The sequence below is a fragment of the Fictibacillus nanhaiensis genome (assembly GCF_036213205.1).
GTDB lineage: Bacteria > Bacillota > Bacilli > Bacillales > Fictibacillaceae > Fictibacillus > Fictibacillus nanhaiensis_E.
The window spans coordinates 117,355-132,577 of sequence record NZ_JARMFC010000018.1; the positions used below are offsets into that span (position 1 = coordinate 117,355).

Sequence of the window (15,223 nt, forward strand, 5' to 3'; positions counted from 1 at the left end):
CGGAAAGCGAGCAACCTGGAACGGAAATCAACCACCTTCAAGTACAACACGAAAAATGCCCAAATAAAGCTGAAATGTTTTAAAGCATTCAGACAGGTGTAAATTATAAAAGTAAAGCAAACTGAAAGGTGAGTGGAAAATTATGTTCAATAAACTATTTGGAAAAAAAGAAGTTAAAAAAGAAGAAACAGTTATCGCTCCATTAACAGGGAAAATCGTAAACATTGAAGAGGTGCCAGATCCGACGTTCGCTCAGAAGATGATGGGCGATGGGATTGCGATAGAACCAACAGAAGGTGTTGTTGTCTCTCCAGTTGATGGAGAAATCGTTCAGTTCTTCCACACGAAGCATGCGATCGGCATCCAATCAGAAGCTGGAGCAGAAATCCTTATCCACGTTGGACTTGAGACGGTTAGCATGAACGGTGAAGGGTTTGAGGGACATGTGAACGTAGGAGATAAAGTAAAAGCCGGAGACAAGCTTTTAAGCTTTGACTTGGACTTAATTAAGGAAAAAGCGGCTAGCACGGTAACACCAATCGTAATCACAAACGGTGATGCGGTAGAATCTTTAGACAAGCGTGCAGCATCTGAAGCAACAAAAGGTGAAACTTCATTATTGCAGGTTAAAATGAAATAAATCAGGAAATCAGGCTAACCATGCCTGATTTTTTTCCAATAAAAAGGGGAGGCTATGATGAAAAAAGGCGTAATTTCTTTAGGAGAAGCACTTGTTGATTTTATTCCAACGGATGAAACGAACACCACATATCAAAAAAGTCCCGGTGGAGCACCTGCCAATGTAGCTGTTGGGGTTGCGCGATTAGGCTCAGCATCTACTTTTTTAGGAAAAGTAGGGGACGATGTTCTAGGATCGTTCATGATCGATACATTGAAGAGCTATGGTGTGAATGCGTTTCATGTGTACAAGACAGAAGAAGTGAGAACAGGAGCCGTGTTTGTGACGCTAGATCTAAACGGTGAGAGATCGTTCGACTTTTATATTAATCCGAGCGCAGACCGATTTTTAGAGGAAAAAGATGTACAGCCTAGTCTCTTTAAAGAACATAAAATTCTTCATTTTGGTTCAATCTCGTTGATTGGGGAGCCTTCTAAGAGCGCTACTGAAAAAGCGGTAAGACTCGCAAAAGAGAACGGCATGTGGGTCTCGTACGATCCAAACTTACGATTATCGCTTTGGAAGACACCGGCACAAGCACGTGAGACAATTCTCTCGATGCTGCAGCACGCTGACATCGTTAAGATCTCAGAAGAAGAGCTCGAATTTATAACAGGCTTAAAAAAGGTCGAAGAAGGTATTAAAGTGCTGCAAGAATATGATATTCCCTTACTGTTCATCACACTCGGCGATGATGGAAGCTATGTGGTGACAAAAGAGGGCGGAGAGTACATTCCTGCAAAAAGTGTTTCAGCTATTGATACAACAGGCGCAGGAGATGCTTTTGTTTCCGGTATTCTTCATCGCTTAAATGAATACAGTGGTTCGTTGCAAGACCTTACACTTGATGAGGCTAGTGATATGGCGTTATTCGGAAGTGTGTCAGGTGCACTTGCTGTCTCGGTAAAAGGTGCGATGACGGCATTGCCGACATTGGAACAAGTGGAACAAGAGCTTGCACAAAACAAACAATAACTGCATATAATAGGAAAATATTTTGACTAATGTTTTTGTTTTTTGGTAATATTATTTTATTATAAAAGATGATACGCAGCTGTGAAGGATGAATAGTAGCTAATCTGACACTCTTTAAAGCGAGCCGGGGGCGGTGGGAGCCCGGTATGAGACATTAGTGAAACGGCAATCCGGAGTTGTTTTTCTAAAAGAGGATTCGTTTTTTACATACGGATCAACTAGGGTGGAACCGCGGGAGATACAACTCTCGTCCCTGGGCATAGCGCCTTGGGACGGGAGTTTTTTATTTATTTAAAAACAGCCGACCCATAAGGCAAAACCTAAATGGGAGGAATAAAAATGACAAAAAACATGGAAACCATCACAAATCATGCGAAACACCGCGGTTTTGTATTTCCGGGATCTGAAATTTACGGAGGACTTGCAAACACATGGGATTATGGCCCACTTGGTGTTGAGCTGAAGAACAACGTAAAAAAAGCATGGTGGAAAAAATTCGTTCAAGAATCACCTTACAACGTAGGTCTTGATGCAGCAATCCTAATGAATCCTCGTACGTGGGAAGCATCTGGTCACATCGGCAACTTCAACGACCCAATGATGGACTGTAAGAACTGTAAGGCGCGTCACCGTGCAGATAAATTGATTGAAGACGCTGCTGATCAAGCTGGAAAAGAAATTATCGTAGACGGCCTTCCGTTTGAAAAGATGGAAGAGCTAGTGAAAGAATACAATATTGCTTGTCCAGAGTGCGGAAGTCATGACTTCACAAGCATCCGCCAATTCAACTTAATGTTCAAAACACACCAAGGTGTAACGGAATCAAGTTCTAACGAAATCTACATGCGTCCGGAAACAGCTCAAGGTATTTTCGTAAACTTTAAAAACGTTCAGCGCACGATGCGTAAAAAGCTGCCGTTCGGTATTGCACAGATCGGTAAGAGTTTCCGTAACGAAATCACACCTGGTAACTTCACGTTCCGTACACGTGAGTTCGAACAGATGGAGCTTGAGTTCTTCTGTAAGCCAGGAAGCGAGATCGAATGGTTCAACTATTGGAAAGATACTGCTGAAAAATGGCTGAAGTCACTAGGCATGACTGCTGAAAACCTTCGTCTTCGCGATCATAACGAAGATGAGCTTTCTCATTACTCTAATGCGACAACTGACTTTGAATACAAGTTCCCGTTCGGCTGGGGCGAGCTTTGGGGTGTTGCATCCCGTACAGACTTCGATTTGAAGCGTCACATGGAATTCTCAGGTGAAGACTTCAACTATATCGATCAAGAAACAAACGAGCGTTATGTTCCTTATTGCATCGAGCCTTCTCTAGGTGCTGACCGCGTAACGTTGGCGTTCTTGATTGATGCGTATGAAGATGAGCAGTTGGAAGATGGTACTTCAAGAACAGTCATGCACTTGCACCCTGCACTAGCTCCTTATAAAGCAGCGATCCTGCCATTATCTAAAAAGCTATCTGATGAAGCAACAGAAGTATTCAGCGCACTTGCAAAAGACTTCAATGTAGACTATGACGAAACAGGATCGATCGGTAAACGTTACCGTCGTCAAGATGAAGTAGGTACACCTTTCTGTATCACGTATGACTTTGATTCTAAAGAAGACGGCATGGTAACAGTACGTGACCGTGACACGATGGAACAAACGCGTGTGAAGATTGCAGATCTTAAGAGCTTTATTGAGGAAAAAGTTCAGTTCTAATTATTCAGAGCTGCTTTTGTGAGTAGTTGATTTCCGTTTCAGGTGCTCCCTTTCCGGGGGGCGTGTGGTGAGCCACCTTGGCACCTTGCGCCATTAGGTGTCTCACCTGTCCCGCTGATCCCCCAGGAGTCTCGCACCTTACACTCCAATCAACTTTTCAATGAAGATTCAAGATCAGAAAGCTTAATAAAAAGCACACATTTGCTACTTGCGATGTGTGCTTCTGTTTTTTCACGGGAGTTTATTCTACAATAGAGTATGAGAGATTAATTTATAGCCCTCGGGCTTTTATTGGAGGTATATACATGAACGAAGGACGTATTCAAAAGGTACAAAACTGGTTAAAACAAGAAGGGCATACTTTCGCGTTCATTCACACGACAGCAAACGTGTTCTATCTATCAGGATTGTATTCTGATCCGCATGAACGTGTGTTAGGTGTGGCTGTACTTGCAGAAGGAGAGCCGTTCATGATCTGTCCAGGCATGGAGCGTTCACAAGCAAAAGATGCAGGCTGGACGTATGAGATTGTTGGATACAGCGATTCTGAGGATCCTTGGGCAAAGGTACAGGAAGCGTTGGCTAACCGTGGAGTGACTGCAGCAACATCAATTGCAGTTGAAAAAGAAACACTTCCATACGCGCGTGGCGAAAAGCTACTTGGCATGTTTGATGGTGCGAACTTGGTCGGAGCTGAAGAGTTGATGAACGAGCTTCGTCTGATAAAAGAAGAGAGCGAGTTAAAAACGTTGCGTGAAGCAGCTAGACTTGCAGACTATGGAGTTGAAGTAGGAGTTGCAGCACTTCGTGAGGGTGTAACAGAGATGGAAGTACTCGCGAAGATCGAATACGAATTGAAGCAAAAAGGCATCAGCGCGATGTCGTTTTCTACAATGGTTTTATTCGGTGAAAAAGCGGGACAGCCTCACGGTAAGCCTGGGTTAAGAAAGCTTCAGCACGGCGATTTTGTTTTATTCGATCTAGGTGTAGTTCTAGATGGATATTGTTCTGACATCACGCGTACAGTAGCGTTCGGTGATCTAGATGAAAAGCGCCGCGAGATTTATGATACCGTGTTGCAGGCACAATTAAAGGCGTTAGAAGCTTCTAAGCCAGGAACGCGTATCGGTGACCTTGACGTAATTGCGCGCAACCACATCACGGAAGCGGGATACGGCGACAACTTCCCGCACCGAATCGGACACGGCCTTGGAATCGATGTTCATGAATTCCCGTCCATGAGTGACAACAACGATGGTGTTCTTCGTGAAGGAATGACGTATACGATTGAACCAGGCATCTATATTGATGATGTCGGCGGCGTACGTATTGAGGATGACGTCTACGTAACAGCAGATGGACACGAAACATTGACGAAATATCCAAAAGAACTGCAGATTATTAAGTAAAATACGTAAAGGTGAAGGATGACTCCGTATGTGAGTTATCCTTTTTATATTGAGTAGGAAGTTAAAAAGATTTCAACCGTACTGTTTAATGCATGAGTTCCCGTAACCAATATACTATTGACAATCTAATCGAGAACGATTATCATTATCGATAAGTTCTTCTCACGGCATTTTTTATGTTAGAAAGTGCTTTTTTATTTATCATTTATTGAGAATCACTTTCAATTATAGATAGGAGGGAAAGGATGGCTAAAGTTATTTTATTATTTGCTAGCATGAGTGGAAATACAGAAATGATGGCTGATGCTGTCTCAGAAGGTATACAAGAGGTCGGTGCGACCGTTGATTCAATAGATATTATGTTCGGTTATGAAGCAGAAAAGCTGAAAGAATATGATGGCATTATTTTCGGTGCTTACACATGGGGAGACGGGGAGTTGCCCGATGATTTTCTAGATCTCTATGAAGATCTAGACACAATAGAATTATCAGGAATGAAAGCAGCGGTTTTCGGATCATGTGATTCTTCTTATGAGAAGTACGGGGCAGCTGTGGACATTTTAGTAAAAAAACTGAGTGATAGAGGAGCAGAATTATTTACAGAAGGGTTAAAAATTGAATTAACACCAGATGAGGCTGAGGAAGAAGTTTGCAGAACATTTGGCAGAGATTTCATTGCTTTTTTGTAACTCATAAAAATGATGCTAGAAAGGAAGTTGAGTAATGAATCAGCATTTTCAGATCGCTGTTAAAACCATAACGGATTATCATTTGGAATCATTCTTGAGATGTCCTTATAAGTTCTACTACAGACATATCTTGCCGGCGAAATCTAGTAATGTGTTATGGAGACAAATTGTTCAAGGGACAATTAATAAGATCGTGCAAAGTTATTACCAGCTTCCTGAAAATTTACATACTGAGCTAAGTGTACTTAGATTGATACAACGCTATTGGGATAAACTTAATGTCAAAAACTTTGAATCAAAGTTTCAATATTATCTTGTATTAGCTAAAGTAACAGATCACTTGCTAAAATATTTAACTTCCGAAAAAAGTACTTATCCGCGTGTGTTTTTGTATGAAAAACAAAAGACTTTTATTAAAGAACTAGAGACTGAGCTATCTTTAACAATTGATGTGGCAGGCTGGCATGAAGGTTCATTCACTGTAACAAAATATTTATTAGAAACTGATAGTGAAATGTCTAAGATGTACAATTACTTAATTACTGTATTCGCTGAGAAAGCATTCGGAAAACTTCCGCAAAAGATAGAAATCATTAATCTTATGAATGGAAAGAAATATTCTTACACTCCTTCACAAGAGGATGTAAAAGAAGGGTTAATGTATTTGGATTTCATGATGGACCGATTACAGCAACCGAATAAATATACGAAAACAGAATTTGAAACAGAATGTACGTCATGTGAATTTAACCAAACGTGTCTACACACGACTGACAAAGTAAATGTATCAGTGAATGGAATTTTACACTAAATGTGGAGGAGTAACTGAATGGGCCGGTATTTTATTGTATCAGAAGCGTTTTGCCATGAAACACTCTGTTTCTGTCAAACAGATGAACATAAAAAGGAATTCCATTTCAATCAAGGAGATATTATTGAATTTGTGGGAGATTGCTATGTTTCTGTAAGTCATGGCTTGTTTTATATGGTTGTGATTAATAATGTACACACTTTTTACATGTCTATGGAAGAGATCGATCAATACTTTTTGTCAAAACGATTTGTATCCATCAATGACATTAATTATATGATTGAGCAATTAAGAAACTACGTGGATTATTCTCTAGATATGGGAGATAAGAAGCTGTTCTTACATTACTCAGAGCAGTTGATTGATTCCATTAAGTTAGTCAGGAATTATGAGAACCATTTAACTGCTATTTAAAGAACTCCCTACTAAACCGTTGGGGGTTCTATGTTTTTTTAAGATATAATTCTACTTGTTTATCCTGTTTTGCATCCCACACTCTTTGAATCTCAAAAGTACCTTCCTCAAAGAACAACGGAAACCTTTCTTTAAACCAATCTTGCATAGGAAGGTCCAACGCTTCACTTATAGGCACCCACAAGAGTTCTCCTTCTGGAGGATTCTCTAATAACTCACCTGTAAACGTCTCCGTCCAATAGTTGAACACCATATATCTCACATTTTTTTGTGGATTTACATACTCATCGATTCCTTTGAATGCTAAACTTGAGACACGTAATCCTGTTTCTTCTTCAACTTCCCTACAAGCACCGTCTACTAAGCTTTCAGGAAAATCTATTTTACCACCAGGAGCTAAAAAGCCAGGAAAGCCATGGGTGTCTGGCCGCTTAATTAATAAAACGCTATCTCCGTTTTGAACCATGCACATCGTATAAAGTCGGTGTTCAATATAAGCAGCCACACACATACCTCCAAAAATCATTTTACTTATTTTAACATAAACTATATAATAATGATTGATTAACCAATCATTCGTAAAAGGGAGATTACTCAATTGCCTTTATCACATAAACAAATGAAAGCGATGGAACAAAAGCGTGAAAAGATTCTAGAGCAAGCGATCCTATTGTTTGCAGAGCAAGGGTATGAAAGCACGACCATTGCAAAGGTAGCAAAAGCTGCGGGAGTGAGTTTTGGAAGTGTATTTACGTACTTTGAAAACAAGGACCAGCTTTTTTATCATGCTGTTACAGAGCCTTTAGAAAATCAATACAAAGAAGCGATGTTAGATTTTAACCCGAATGCTGAAGATCTTTTGGCTGAGATTAAGAGCATGATAGACAAACATATTACTATTTTTATCGAGATGCGCACATATCTGCAGCTGGTGGTTCAAGTGATCGGACAGCATACGAAATTTCCTGAACCGTTTAAAGTTCTGGATGAATTTAGTCTCCAGTTTATTTTAAAGCTACAGCAGATTATCCGAAACGGACAAGAAAGTGGAGTCTTAGAGGAAAATGATACTGAGTTAACAGCTAAATCTTATCTTGGATTTCTATTGGGAATCAGACTCACCTTCACCGACTATGCGGTATCATTCATCAGTGAACAACTCAAAATTCCAGCTTTTCAACTGTTATATCCGAAACGCTAAAAAGTGTTTCGGTTGCTTTTTATCTTAATAATGATTGATTAATCAATCGTAAAAGGAGAGAGAAACATGAATTTCTTTTCATTCCATCGAAACATCCAGATAAGGTTAGTGCTCCAATTTATTACGACATTTGCTTCTTCAGCTGTAATTCCGTTTCTAGCTATCTTTTTTTCTAATCAGGTAGGTACTTTTTCAACGGGTTTAATGTATATCGGGGTTATTCTATCCGGCATAACGGGTGCATTGATTGGCGGAAGGCGTTCTGATCAATTTGGAAGAAAAAGAATTATTCTACTCAGTGAGAGCATGATTGGGTTCGGATACTTGATTGCTGGAGCTCTTAATCTGTTATTTCCCCTTTCTCCATATATCAACTTTGTACTGTTCATTGTTATTCTCTTTTTTACAGGAATGGCTGGACCTGCGTATGGCGCAATAATTATTGATTCAAGTACGAAGGAAAACAGAAAAGCTATATATACGATTTCATATTGGCTCGGGAATTTGGCAGTAGCTGCAGGGGGGATAACAGGGGCTATCCTTTTTAAAACCTATCCATATGAATTGTTCTTAGGAATCGCGTTGGTTACTTTTATTACGTTGGTAGTGACTTGGTTATGGCTTGAAGATGTGCGGCTGCCGAGCGCTGTTAATCAGGACGCCAATGAAACGAAAAACGTGCAGGGAAGCTATAAAGAGATCTTTTTGAACCGAAAATTTATCCTCTTTACGGTAGCGGGATTGTTTCTTATCTCGTTGGAAGAGAGCCTGACCACATATATCGGAATCAGACTTGTAAGCGATATAAAGGATCCGGTTGCGTTACTGCCTTTCACATCATTATTTGAAGTAGATGGTTTTCAGTTGATCGGTTTACTAAAAGCAGAGAACACCATCTTAGTTGTCGTATTGAGTCTTGTTATAGCCACTATGTTTAAGCGTTGCAAAGACCCCTCCTTAATGCTCGGAGGCGGGTTCGCCTACGCTTTAGGTTTTGTTGTGATCAGCTATAGCACGATACCTATAGTCTTAATCATTGCGATGTTTATTGCGTCTGTTGGTGAACTGATTCATATTCCAGCTAAACAAGCTTATGTCGCATCGATCATACCGGATGATTCTCGAGGCTCGTACATGGCGATCTACGGCTTATCATTTCATCTGTCTGGAGTGATTGCCGCACTATTCGTCATGATGAGCGGAATCTTTTCAGCCAATATGATCACCTTGCTGTTTAGTTTGATGGGTCTTACAAGTTTATGGATCTATCATGTTTTGTTTCAATCCGAAGCGCAAGAAGAAACGAAGGTTGTTAAAACCACAGCATAAAAAAAGAAGCAGAAAATTTCCTGCTTCTTTCAAAAAGCTTTTTTCTAAAAGATTGTTGCTTCTCACTCTCTGTCACCTTTGACAGTTGATTGGAGTGGAAGGTGCGAGACTCCTACGGGACAGGCGGGCAGGTGAGACACTTAAAAGTGAAACGTACGAATGTGGCTCACCGCCTGCCCCGTGGAAAGCGAGCAGCCTGGAACGGAAATCAACACTTCCAAAAGCAACAAAGTTTACGAAAACAGCAGTTCAAAAAGATTATTTAGTTAGGCAACACATAAAACATCATCAAAAAATGCATCACACTGCCGGCTAGAACAAATAAGTGCCAAACCGCGTGGTGGAATGGAAAGCTGCGCCATACATAAAAGATGCTGCCTAGCGTGTAGATGATTCCGCCTGCGACAAGGAGCTGAATTCCTTCAGGCGGCATATTTGCTGAAATGTCTTGAAAAGCAAATGTGATCAGCCATCCCATCGCTACATAACCTAATGTTGATAACACAACGAACTTTTTTGTAAAGAAGACTTTAAATACAACTCCAAAGATCGCGAGTCCCCAAACGACTCCAAATAAGGTCCAGCCAAGTGCACCTCCTACGACGATCAGCACAATTGGGGTGTATGTTCCTGCAATAAAGAGATAGATGGCCGCGTGGTCCATGATCTCAAATAAATCCTTAACCCGTCCTTTAGGAAAAGCGTGTACGAGGGTTGATGCTGAATAGAGCGTCAGCATCGTTCCTCCGAATACGGCGAAGCTAACAATATGAACCGCTGTTCCTTTCCATACGGCAAACACGAGCAGAATGGAAGTAACCGCTACACTGAGAAGGACACCGAGTCCGTGTGTGATGGCATTTGCTATCTCTTCGCGTTTTGTAAATACATGTGTACTCATTTCGTTCACCTTCCTTTACGTTATGGTCAGTATATCAGAAAGTGGTATCCTTTAACCAATTAAAGAACATAAAACAATTGTTAAAAATTATTCTTAGTATACAAAGTTGGTCTTGAGAGTAGTTGATCTCCGCTCCAGGTTGCACGCTTTCCATGGGGCGAACGGTGAGCCCCTTGCCACTACGCGCCCTTAAGGGTCTCACCTGATCGCTCGTCCCATAGGAGTCGGCAACCTTTCGCTACAATCAACTTGCATTGAAGGGAGGAATTAGAAAAAAATTCTTCAAGCGAAAGTGGACTGTTGTAAAAAGATTGTTGCTTGTCTCCTCTGCCAGTTGATTGGAGTGAAAGATGCGAGACTCCTGCGGGACAGGTAGGCAAGTGAGACACTTATACGGATACGTACGAATGTGGCTCACCGACTGCCCCGCGGAAAGCGAGTATCTGCAACGGAAAGCAACTACTTTCAAAAGCAACAATGAATACACAATGATTACGAAAACTACTCTAAGAATAAATCTCTAAAAAGAAGGAATCTTTCTCAATGGAGAGGAAATAAATAGGATTACAGACTTAATAGATAAAGAGAGGGTCACGATCATGGAGGTAACGCGTTATTCGTCTATACCGGATTTTTATAGGGAAGTAGAAGAATTTCTGTTATGTCAGGAAGATCGGGCAGGAATCATGCTTGGTAACTGCTTGCGTTTTCAAGACAAAGTATGGGAGGGGGAGCAACCTTTCCTAGCTACTGTTAAACAGAATGGAAAGATTATGCTTACAGCCATGCTCATCCCGCCTTACGCCTTATTGCTTCTAGAAAAAGTGGAAACAGATGGTGTTGCGGCAGTACCTTTTTTAGTTCGTTACTTGATCAAAGAAGATTACTTTATCCAAAAAGTGATGTCGCCTAAGGTCGTTGGGAAGGCATTTGCAGAAGAGTGGACGACAGCTCATCATTTAGAAGAAAAATTGCTGATGGATCTGCGTCTTTACACACTTCCTTCTGTTATCCAGCCTGCAGCTCAATCCGGCCATTTAAGGCTGGCAACAAAAGCCGATTTATCCTTTTTACCCCGCTGGATCGTAGAGATGACTGAAGAAACGAAACAGATTATGACGATTGCGGAAGCTGAAGAGTATGCGGAAGTGCGTGTGAAGAGCAAGTTTCTTTTTATATGGGAAGAGGATGGCAAACCGGTATCGATGGCAGCAAAGACGAGGCCGAATATAAAAGGTGTCTCAATCAATTTAGTGTATACACCTAAGTATCTTAGAGGTAAAGGATATGCGAGCGCTTGTGTTGCTGCGCTAAGCGATTACCTGTTGAAAGAAGGATTTACGTTCTGCACCCTTTATACGGATCTCTCAAACCCTACTTCTAATAAAATCTATCAAAATATTGGTTATGAGCCGGTATGTGATTATATTGAACTGAAATTTAACAAAAAAAGAACAGAGCGACCGGCTTGATTACCGGTAAGCTTTGTTCTGATCTTTCATTTCTATATAGTTTGTTATGTATTTTCGTGCACCACCTAATGTGTCTTTCGGGAGCTGATCATGTTTAAAATATTGAAAATCATGTGATTCATCGTGGTCAATTGTTAGTACGCCACTTACAGAATGAGCCGTATACACAGCGGTAACGGCATACAGTTCATCGCCGTTTGCATTTTTTATATAGTGATCTTGACCAGAATAGACATGAAGCTGGGTCAAGCCTTCAACATCAAGTCCTGTTTCTTCTTTCACTTCACGAATCGCCGTTTCTTCAAAACTTTCACCAAGTTCCATCAGACCACCTGGCAGCCCCCAGCCGCCATCGGTACGATGTTGTAATAAAATTTCATCCTTTTCGTTTACAATAATAACAACTGAGCCAGGTAAGATAAGGGGTGCAGTTCCTACGTATTTTCGAAGATCTTCATAGTAAGCCATCAAATCGCTCCTTCCTAACCAACATTTTACAGAAAACATGTTAATAATTCATCTAAAAGTGGAACACTGAATAAAAAGATCGAGGGGAGTTTTATAATGGAAGCCTTCGCTAGACCCCGAGTGGTTGTAAGTAAGTGTCTTGAATTCGATGCATGCCGATACAATGGTGATGTAATATATAACGATGTGATCAAAAAACTGATGGATTATGTAGACTTTGTTCCCGTATGCCCAGAAGTAGAAATCGGACTAGGTACACCACGAGAAACAATTCGTATTGTTAAAAAAGGGGAAGATCATTTTCTTCTTCAACCTTCAACACAGCGTGATGTAACGACGGAGATGCGTACGTTTTCAGATGGTTATCTGGCTGGAATCATTGATACAGACGGGTTTATCCTGAAGACGCGTTCTCCTTCTTGTGGGTTAAAAGAAGTGAAGGTTTATGCCTCGACTGAAAAAGGGCCAGCGATCGGGCATTCAAGCGGGTTGTTTGGGGGAAGGGTCGCAGAGCTTTATTCCCATTTAGCTATTGAAGAAGAAGGACGGTTAAATAATTTTACGATTCGTGATCGTTTTTATACGAAGCTTTTTACGCTCGCTGCCTTTCGAAACATACTGCCTCAAGGGCTCCAAGCGATTAAAAGTTTTCACCAGAAAAATCAATTTTTGTTTATGTCATATAGCAATCCAACGTTAAAAGTGATGAACCGTATCTTGAAAAAAGAGCAGGAAAATGGCGAGGAACGAACGATACAATTGTATGCCAAAGCTATGAACAAGCTGTTTAATCGTACGGCAAGAAGCGATTCTAACAGGAAAGTGGCGTACGAGATCTTTAAACGGTTTCAGCCTCATCTATCTGCAAAAGAAATCGCCTTTTTCGAGGATCTTCTTCAAAAGTACGCAAACAAAAAAGAACCGTTTTCAAGCGTAGCTACGATTTTAAAGTCGCATGCTATACGTTTTGAAGACAGCGAGATTCTTGGTCAGACGTTCTTTGCACCATACCCTGAAATTCTCTTAGAGATCTCAGACTCAGGTAAGGGACGAGATTATTAATACTAGTGCATATAATAATGGAATGGTAAGACAGGAAAGAACCGTACTTAACATAACACCTGCTGCGGCAAAAGATGCATCCTCTCCATAACGCTCTGCATACATGGAGATGGTTGGAGCGGAGGGCATTCCGGCAGTTAGAACGGCAACTGCTATTAATTGAAGTGGCAACGATAAAATAATAAAAGGAAGTAATAGAAACGGAAAAAGCAGCAGCTTGTAAAAGCTCGCTAGCCATAAGTGTGAACTTTTTAAAAAGCTTATTACATGTTGTATTGGTAACGCGCCTAAAAGAACGCCGATCAACAACATCGAAAGTGGAACAGTAGGTTTTCCTAGCATTTCTAAAGTGTTAGATAAAGCACTAGGAAGGGTACCGGGCAGGAGCATGAGAATTAAGCCAACGAGTGTGGAAATAACGCCCGGGTTTAGAAAGACGCTTCGCCATGGCAAAGTCTCGGAATGACGAGCAAATAAGTAGATGCCGTATGTCCAAATCCACAAGAGATAGACAAAGTTAAAGAATGTGGCAAACAGCACTCCTGTTTTTCCGAATAATATAAAACAGACGGCAATGCCTAGAAAACCTTGATTTCCAAAAATCATGATCCCTTCTAAGGCATTTTTCTGTGTGTCTATGATCTTCAATCTCCTAATCGTCCACCAAGAAAAGAGGGAGGAAATAAGTAATACGAATATAGACATTCCGGACAGCCAACCGAACTGTTTAAGGTTTTCAGGTGAAAAGGAAACATCCATTCCGAAGATGATCAATGCAGGTAACGTTACATTTAATAAAAGTGCTGAAATTGTACGTTCACTGCCAGGTTGCAAGATCTCTTTCTTTCGAAGGATATAACCGAGTAGAGCAATGCTGTACAATAGGGTTAATTCTTGCATAAAAGGAGCAAGTTTCATTTCGTTCACCCTCCTTACCTACAAGCATATGGAGGATATGTAGAATAAGTGATACATACGCAGTTAGGAGGATGGTTAATGCTGATGGCAAAAGGCGAGGTTCTTTTCAGGCAAGGAGAAGAAGGGCCATTGTTTCGTTTAGATAACGGTTTATTAAAGGTTGTTCGTGTTCATGAGGATGGAAGCCAAGTCTTACTTAATTTGATTGTTTCTGGCGAAGTGATTCCGCACCATTCATTAACGAGTCCAAATGAGTATAACGGAACAGCGATCGCCCTATTACCTAGTGAGATCACGCGGATCGAACCCCAGCAATGGTATCAATCACTTGAAGAGAATCCTTACAAGTACAAAGAAGTGGCACTAATGCTAGAAACGAAACTAAGGATGATGCAGCAGCGCATCAATCAGATGTCTACTTTGACACCAGAAGGAAAGATTAGAAAGCTTCAAAACTGGTTCGCGAATTATTTTCCTGATATTCAGATTGAAAAAGTACTGACTCAAGAAGAAATCGGGCAGTTTGTTGGCTTAAGACGAGAGACCGTCAACCGGGCACTTAAGAAGATATAATGAAATGTCAAAGATTTTACATACATATGAACGAAAGATTTTCGCTTCTTTAACAAATGATACCTGTATAAAAGTTAAAGGAGTGATGTAGGATGAAAAAGTTTATTCCTCTTGCACTGGCGTTTTCCGTACTAACGAGTGGTGCAGTTACGGTGTCGGCTGCAAATCAAGAAAAGGTTCAAGTGGAGGCTCATAAAAGAGGTCAACACTTTAAGCAGATGAAGAATTTTAAGAAGCAGGTCCATAAGGCGAACGCTCTTAAGATCGAACGATTAGAGATTCAACAAGAGATCGTTAAAAAGAAAGATCAGCTTTTCGATCTCCATGTAAAAGCTGGCGAGCAGAAAGCAAAAGAAAAAAGAAGTGCGAACAAAGCAGGCTGGCAGGATATGAAACAAATTCATCAAGAGCTAAAGACTTTGCATAGTCAAGCACATGAAACGAAAAAAGTGATGCATGAGGCATTACGGGCAAACAACGAGAAGCTCGCGCTTGAGAAGATGAATTAGTGGTTGAGTCTCAATCAAAAAATTAATAACAAGCTTAGCGAAAAGTCAGCAAAGTTGGATGAGGTTTTGGCTAAACATAAGTAAAGTTATA

At 40.7% G+C, this 15,223-nt stretch carries 17 protein-coding genes; 13 read left to right on the forward strand and 4 right to left on the reverse strand.

Annotated features, from left to right (window positions below):
• Window positions 1-142 precede the first annotated feature (142 nt).
• From P4V41_RS16565 to P4V41_RS16595, 7 genes are all read left to right on the forward strand, one after another.
• Window positions 143-640, forward strand: coding sequence for a PTS glucose transporter subunit IIA (locus P4V41_RS16565; RefSeq protein WP_328086249.1), 498 nt, complete (start codon window positions 143-145; stop codon window positions 638-640).
• 57 nt (window positions 641-697) lie between these two features.
• Window positions 698-1,654, forward strand: coding sequence for an aminoimidazole riboside kinase (locus P4V41_RS16570; protein WP_328086250.1), 957 nt, complete (start codon window positions 698-700; stop codon window positions 1,652-1,654).
• Window positions 1,655-1,993: 339 nt separating this feature from the next.
• Window positions 1,994-3,376, forward strand: a complete 1,383-nt coding sequence (locus P4V41_RS16575) for a glycine--tRNA ligase (RefSeq protein WP_328086251.1) — start codon at window positions 1,994-1,996, stop codon at window positions 3,374-3,376.
• 305 nt (window positions 3,377-3,681) lie between these two features.
• Entirely contained in the window at window positions 3,682-4,785 is a 1,104-nt protein-coding gene (locus tag P4V41_RS16580) for a Xaa-Pro peptidase family protein (protein ID WP_328086252.1), read from the forward strand.
• Between the two features lie 245 nt (window positions 4,786-5,030).
• Window positions 5,031-5,474 (forward strand): flavodoxin, encoded by a 444-nt coding sequence (locus P4V41_RS16585; protein ID WP_328086253.1) that lies wholly within the window; start codon window positions 5,031-5,033, stop codon window positions 5,472-5,474.
• Window positions 5,475-5,508: 34 nt separating this feature from the next.
• Window positions 5,509-6,285, forward strand: a complete 777-nt coding sequence (locus P4V41_RS16590; protein WP_328086254.1) for a PD-(D/E)XK nuclease family protein — start codon at window positions 5,509-5,511, stop codon at window positions 6,283-6,285.
• 18 nt (window positions 6,286-6,303) lie between these two features.
• Window positions 6,304-6,699 carry an IDEAL domain-containing protein gene (locus P4V41_RS16595; protein WP_328086255.1) on the forward strand — a complete coding sequence of 132 codons (396 nt, stop codon included), beginning with the start codon at window positions 6,304-6,306 and terminating at the stop codon, window positions 6,697-6,699.
• A 28-nt stretch (window positions 6,700-6,727) separates the two neighbouring features.
• Here the strand turns inward: P4V41_RS16595 and P4V41_RS16600 are convergent, their stop codons facing one another.
• The gene (locus tag P4V41_RS16600; protein ID WP_328086296.1) at window positions 6,728-7,210 is read right to left on the reverse strand and encodes an 8-oxo-dGTP diphosphatase; all 483 of its coding nucleotides are present in this window, start codon (window positions 7,208-7,210) and stop codon (window positions 6,728-6,730) included.
• Between the two features lie 87 nt (window positions 7,211-7,297).
• Here P4V41_RS16600 and P4V41_RS16605 point away from each other — a divergent pair, with 87 nt between their 5' ends.
• Both P4V41_RS16605 and P4V41_RS16610 read left to right on the forward strand, forming a co-directional pair.
• On the forward strand, window positions 7,298-7,900 hold the full coding sequence (locus P4V41_RS16605) for a TetR/AcrR family transcriptional regulator (RefSeq protein ID WP_328086257.1): 603 nt from the start codon (window positions 7,298-7,300) through the stop codon (window positions 7,898-7,900).
• 66 nt (window positions 7,901-7,966) lie between these two features.
• Window positions 7,967-9,229 (forward strand): MFS transporter, encoded by a 1,263-nt coding sequence (locus P4V41_RS16610; RefSeq protein ID WP_328086258.1) that lies wholly within the window; start codon window positions 7,967-7,969, stop codon window positions 9,227-9,229.
• Between the two features lie 262 nt (window positions 9,230-9,491).
• On the opposite strand, the gene trhA is transcribed toward P4V41_RS16610, so the two are convergent.
• A complete protein-coding gene (gene trhA / locus P4V41_RS16615) occupies window positions 9,492-10,130 on the reverse strand; it encodes a PAQR family membrane homeostasis protein TrhA (protein WP_328086259.1) in 639 nt (212 codons plus the stop codon).
• Window positions 10,131-10,729: 599 nt separating this feature from the next.
• Between trhA and P4V41_RS16620 the strand changes: the two genes are divergently transcribed.
• The gene (locus P4V41_RS16620) at window positions 10,730-11,602 is read left to right on the forward strand and encodes a GNAT family N-acetyltransferase (protein ID WP_328086261.1); all 873 of its coding nucleotides are present in this window, start codon (window positions 10,730-10,732) and stop codon (window positions 11,600-11,602) included.
• On the opposite strand, the gene P4V41_RS16625 is transcribed toward P4V41_RS16620, so the two are convergent.
• On the reverse strand, window positions 11,603-12,070 hold the full coding sequence (locus P4V41_RS16625; protein WP_328086262.1) for an NUDIX hydrolase: 468 nt from the start codon (window positions 12,068-12,070) through the stop codon (window positions 11,603-11,605).
• Window positions 12,071-12,166: 96 nt separating this feature from the next.
• On the opposite strand from P4V41_RS16625, the gene P4V41_RS16630 reads away from it, so the two are divergent.
• Window positions 12,167-13,132, forward strand: a complete 966-nt coding sequence (locus tag P4V41_RS16630; RefSeq protein ID WP_328086263.1) for a DUF523 and DUF1722 domain-containing protein — start codon at window positions 12,167-12,169, stop codon at window positions 13,130-13,132.
• On the opposite strand, the gene P4V41_RS16635 is transcribed toward P4V41_RS16630, so the two are convergent.
• A complete protein-coding gene (locus P4V41_RS16635; protein WP_328086264.1) occupies window positions 13,109-14,050 on the reverse strand; it encodes an AEC family transporter in 942 nt (313 codons plus the stop codon). The two genes, P4V41_RS16630 and P4V41_RS16635, sit on opposite strands and share 24 nt — an antisense overlap.
• 78 nt (window positions 14,051-14,128) lie before the next feature.
• Between P4V41_RS16635 and P4V41_RS16640 the strand changes: the two genes are divergently transcribed.
• The gene (locus P4V41_RS16640; RefSeq protein ID WP_328086265.1) at window positions 14,129-14,623 is read left to right on the forward strand and encodes a Crp/Fnr family transcriptional regulator; all 495 of its coding nucleotides are present in this window, start codon (window positions 14,129-14,131) and stop codon (window positions 14,621-14,623) included.
• A gap of 92 nt (window positions 14,624-14,715) precedes the next feature.
• Window positions 14,716-15,132 (forward strand): hypothetical protein, encoded by a 417-nt coding sequence (locus P4V41_RS16645; protein ID WP_328086266.1) that lies wholly within the window; start codon window positions 14,716-14,718, stop codon window positions 15,130-15,132.
• Window positions 15,133-15,223 lie beyond the last annotated feature (91 nt).

Excerpts from the sequence above, each read along its gene's own strand:
- P4V41_RS16630 (WP_328086263.1), top strand. The coding sequence starts at position 12,167 with ATGGAAGCCTTCGCTAGACCCCGAGTGGTTGTAAGTAAGTGTCTTGAA.
- P4V41_RS16620 (WP_328086261.1), top strand. The coding sequence starts at position 10,730 with ATGGAGGTAACGCGTTATTCGTCTATACCGGATTTTTATAGGGAAGTA.
- P4V41_RS16585 (WP_328086253.1), top strand. The coding sequence starts at position 5,031 with ATGGCTAAAGTTATTTTATTATTTGCTAGCATGAGTGGAAATACAGAA.
- P4V41_RS16635 (WP_328086264.1), bottom strand. The coding sequence starts at position 14,050 with ATGAAACTTGCTCCTTTTATGCAAGAATTAACCCTATTGTACAGCATT.
- P4V41_RS16565 (WP_328086249.1), top strand. The coding sequence starts at position 143 with ATGTTCAATAAACTATTTGGAAAAAAAGAAGTTAAAAAAGAAGAAACA.
- P4V41_RS16580 (WP_328086252.1), top strand. The coding sequence starts at position 3,682 with ATGAACGAAGGACGTATTCAAAAGGTACAAAACTGGTTAAAACAAGAA.
- P4V41_RS16610 (WP_328086258.1), top strand. The coding sequence starts at position 7,967 with ATGAATTTCTTTTCATTCCATCGAAACATCCAGATAAGGTTAGTGCTC.
- P4V41_RS16625 (WP_328086262.1), bottom strand. The coding sequence starts at position 12,070 with ATGGCTTACTATGAAGATCTTCGAAAATACGTAGGAACTGCACCCCTT.
- P4V41_RS16645 (WP_328086266.1), top strand. The coding sequence starts at position 14,716 with ATGAAAAAGTTTATTCCTCTTGCACTGGCGTTTTCCGTACTAACGAGT.
- P4V41_RS16575 (WP_328086251.1), top strand. The coding sequence starts at position 1,994 with ATGACAAAAAACATGGAAACCATCACAAATCATGCGAAACACCGCGGT.
- P4V41_RS16570 (WP_328086250.1), top strand. The coding sequence starts at position 698 with ATGAAAAAAGGCGTAATTTCTTTAGGAGAAGCACTTGTTGATTTTATT.
- P4V41_RS16640 (WP_328086265.1), top strand. The coding sequence starts at position 14,129 with ATGCTGATGGCAAAAGGCGAGGTTCTTTTCAGGCAAGGAGAAGAAGGG.
- P4V41_RS16600 (WP_328086296.1), bottom strand. The coding sequence starts at position 7,210 with ATGTGTGTGGCTGCTTATATTGAACACCGACTTTATACGATGTGCATG.
- trhA (WP_328086259.1), bottom strand. The coding sequence starts at position 10,130 with ATGAGTACACATGTATTTACAAAACGCGAAGAGATAGCAAATGCCATC.
- P4V41_RS16590 (WP_328086254.1), top strand. The coding sequence starts at position 5,509 with ATGAATCAGCATTTTCAGATCGCTGTTAAAACCATAACGGATTATCAT.
- P4V41_RS16595 (WP_328086255.1), top strand. The coding sequence starts at position 6,304 with ATGGGCCGGTATTTTATTGTATCAGAAGCGTTTTGCCATGAAACACTC.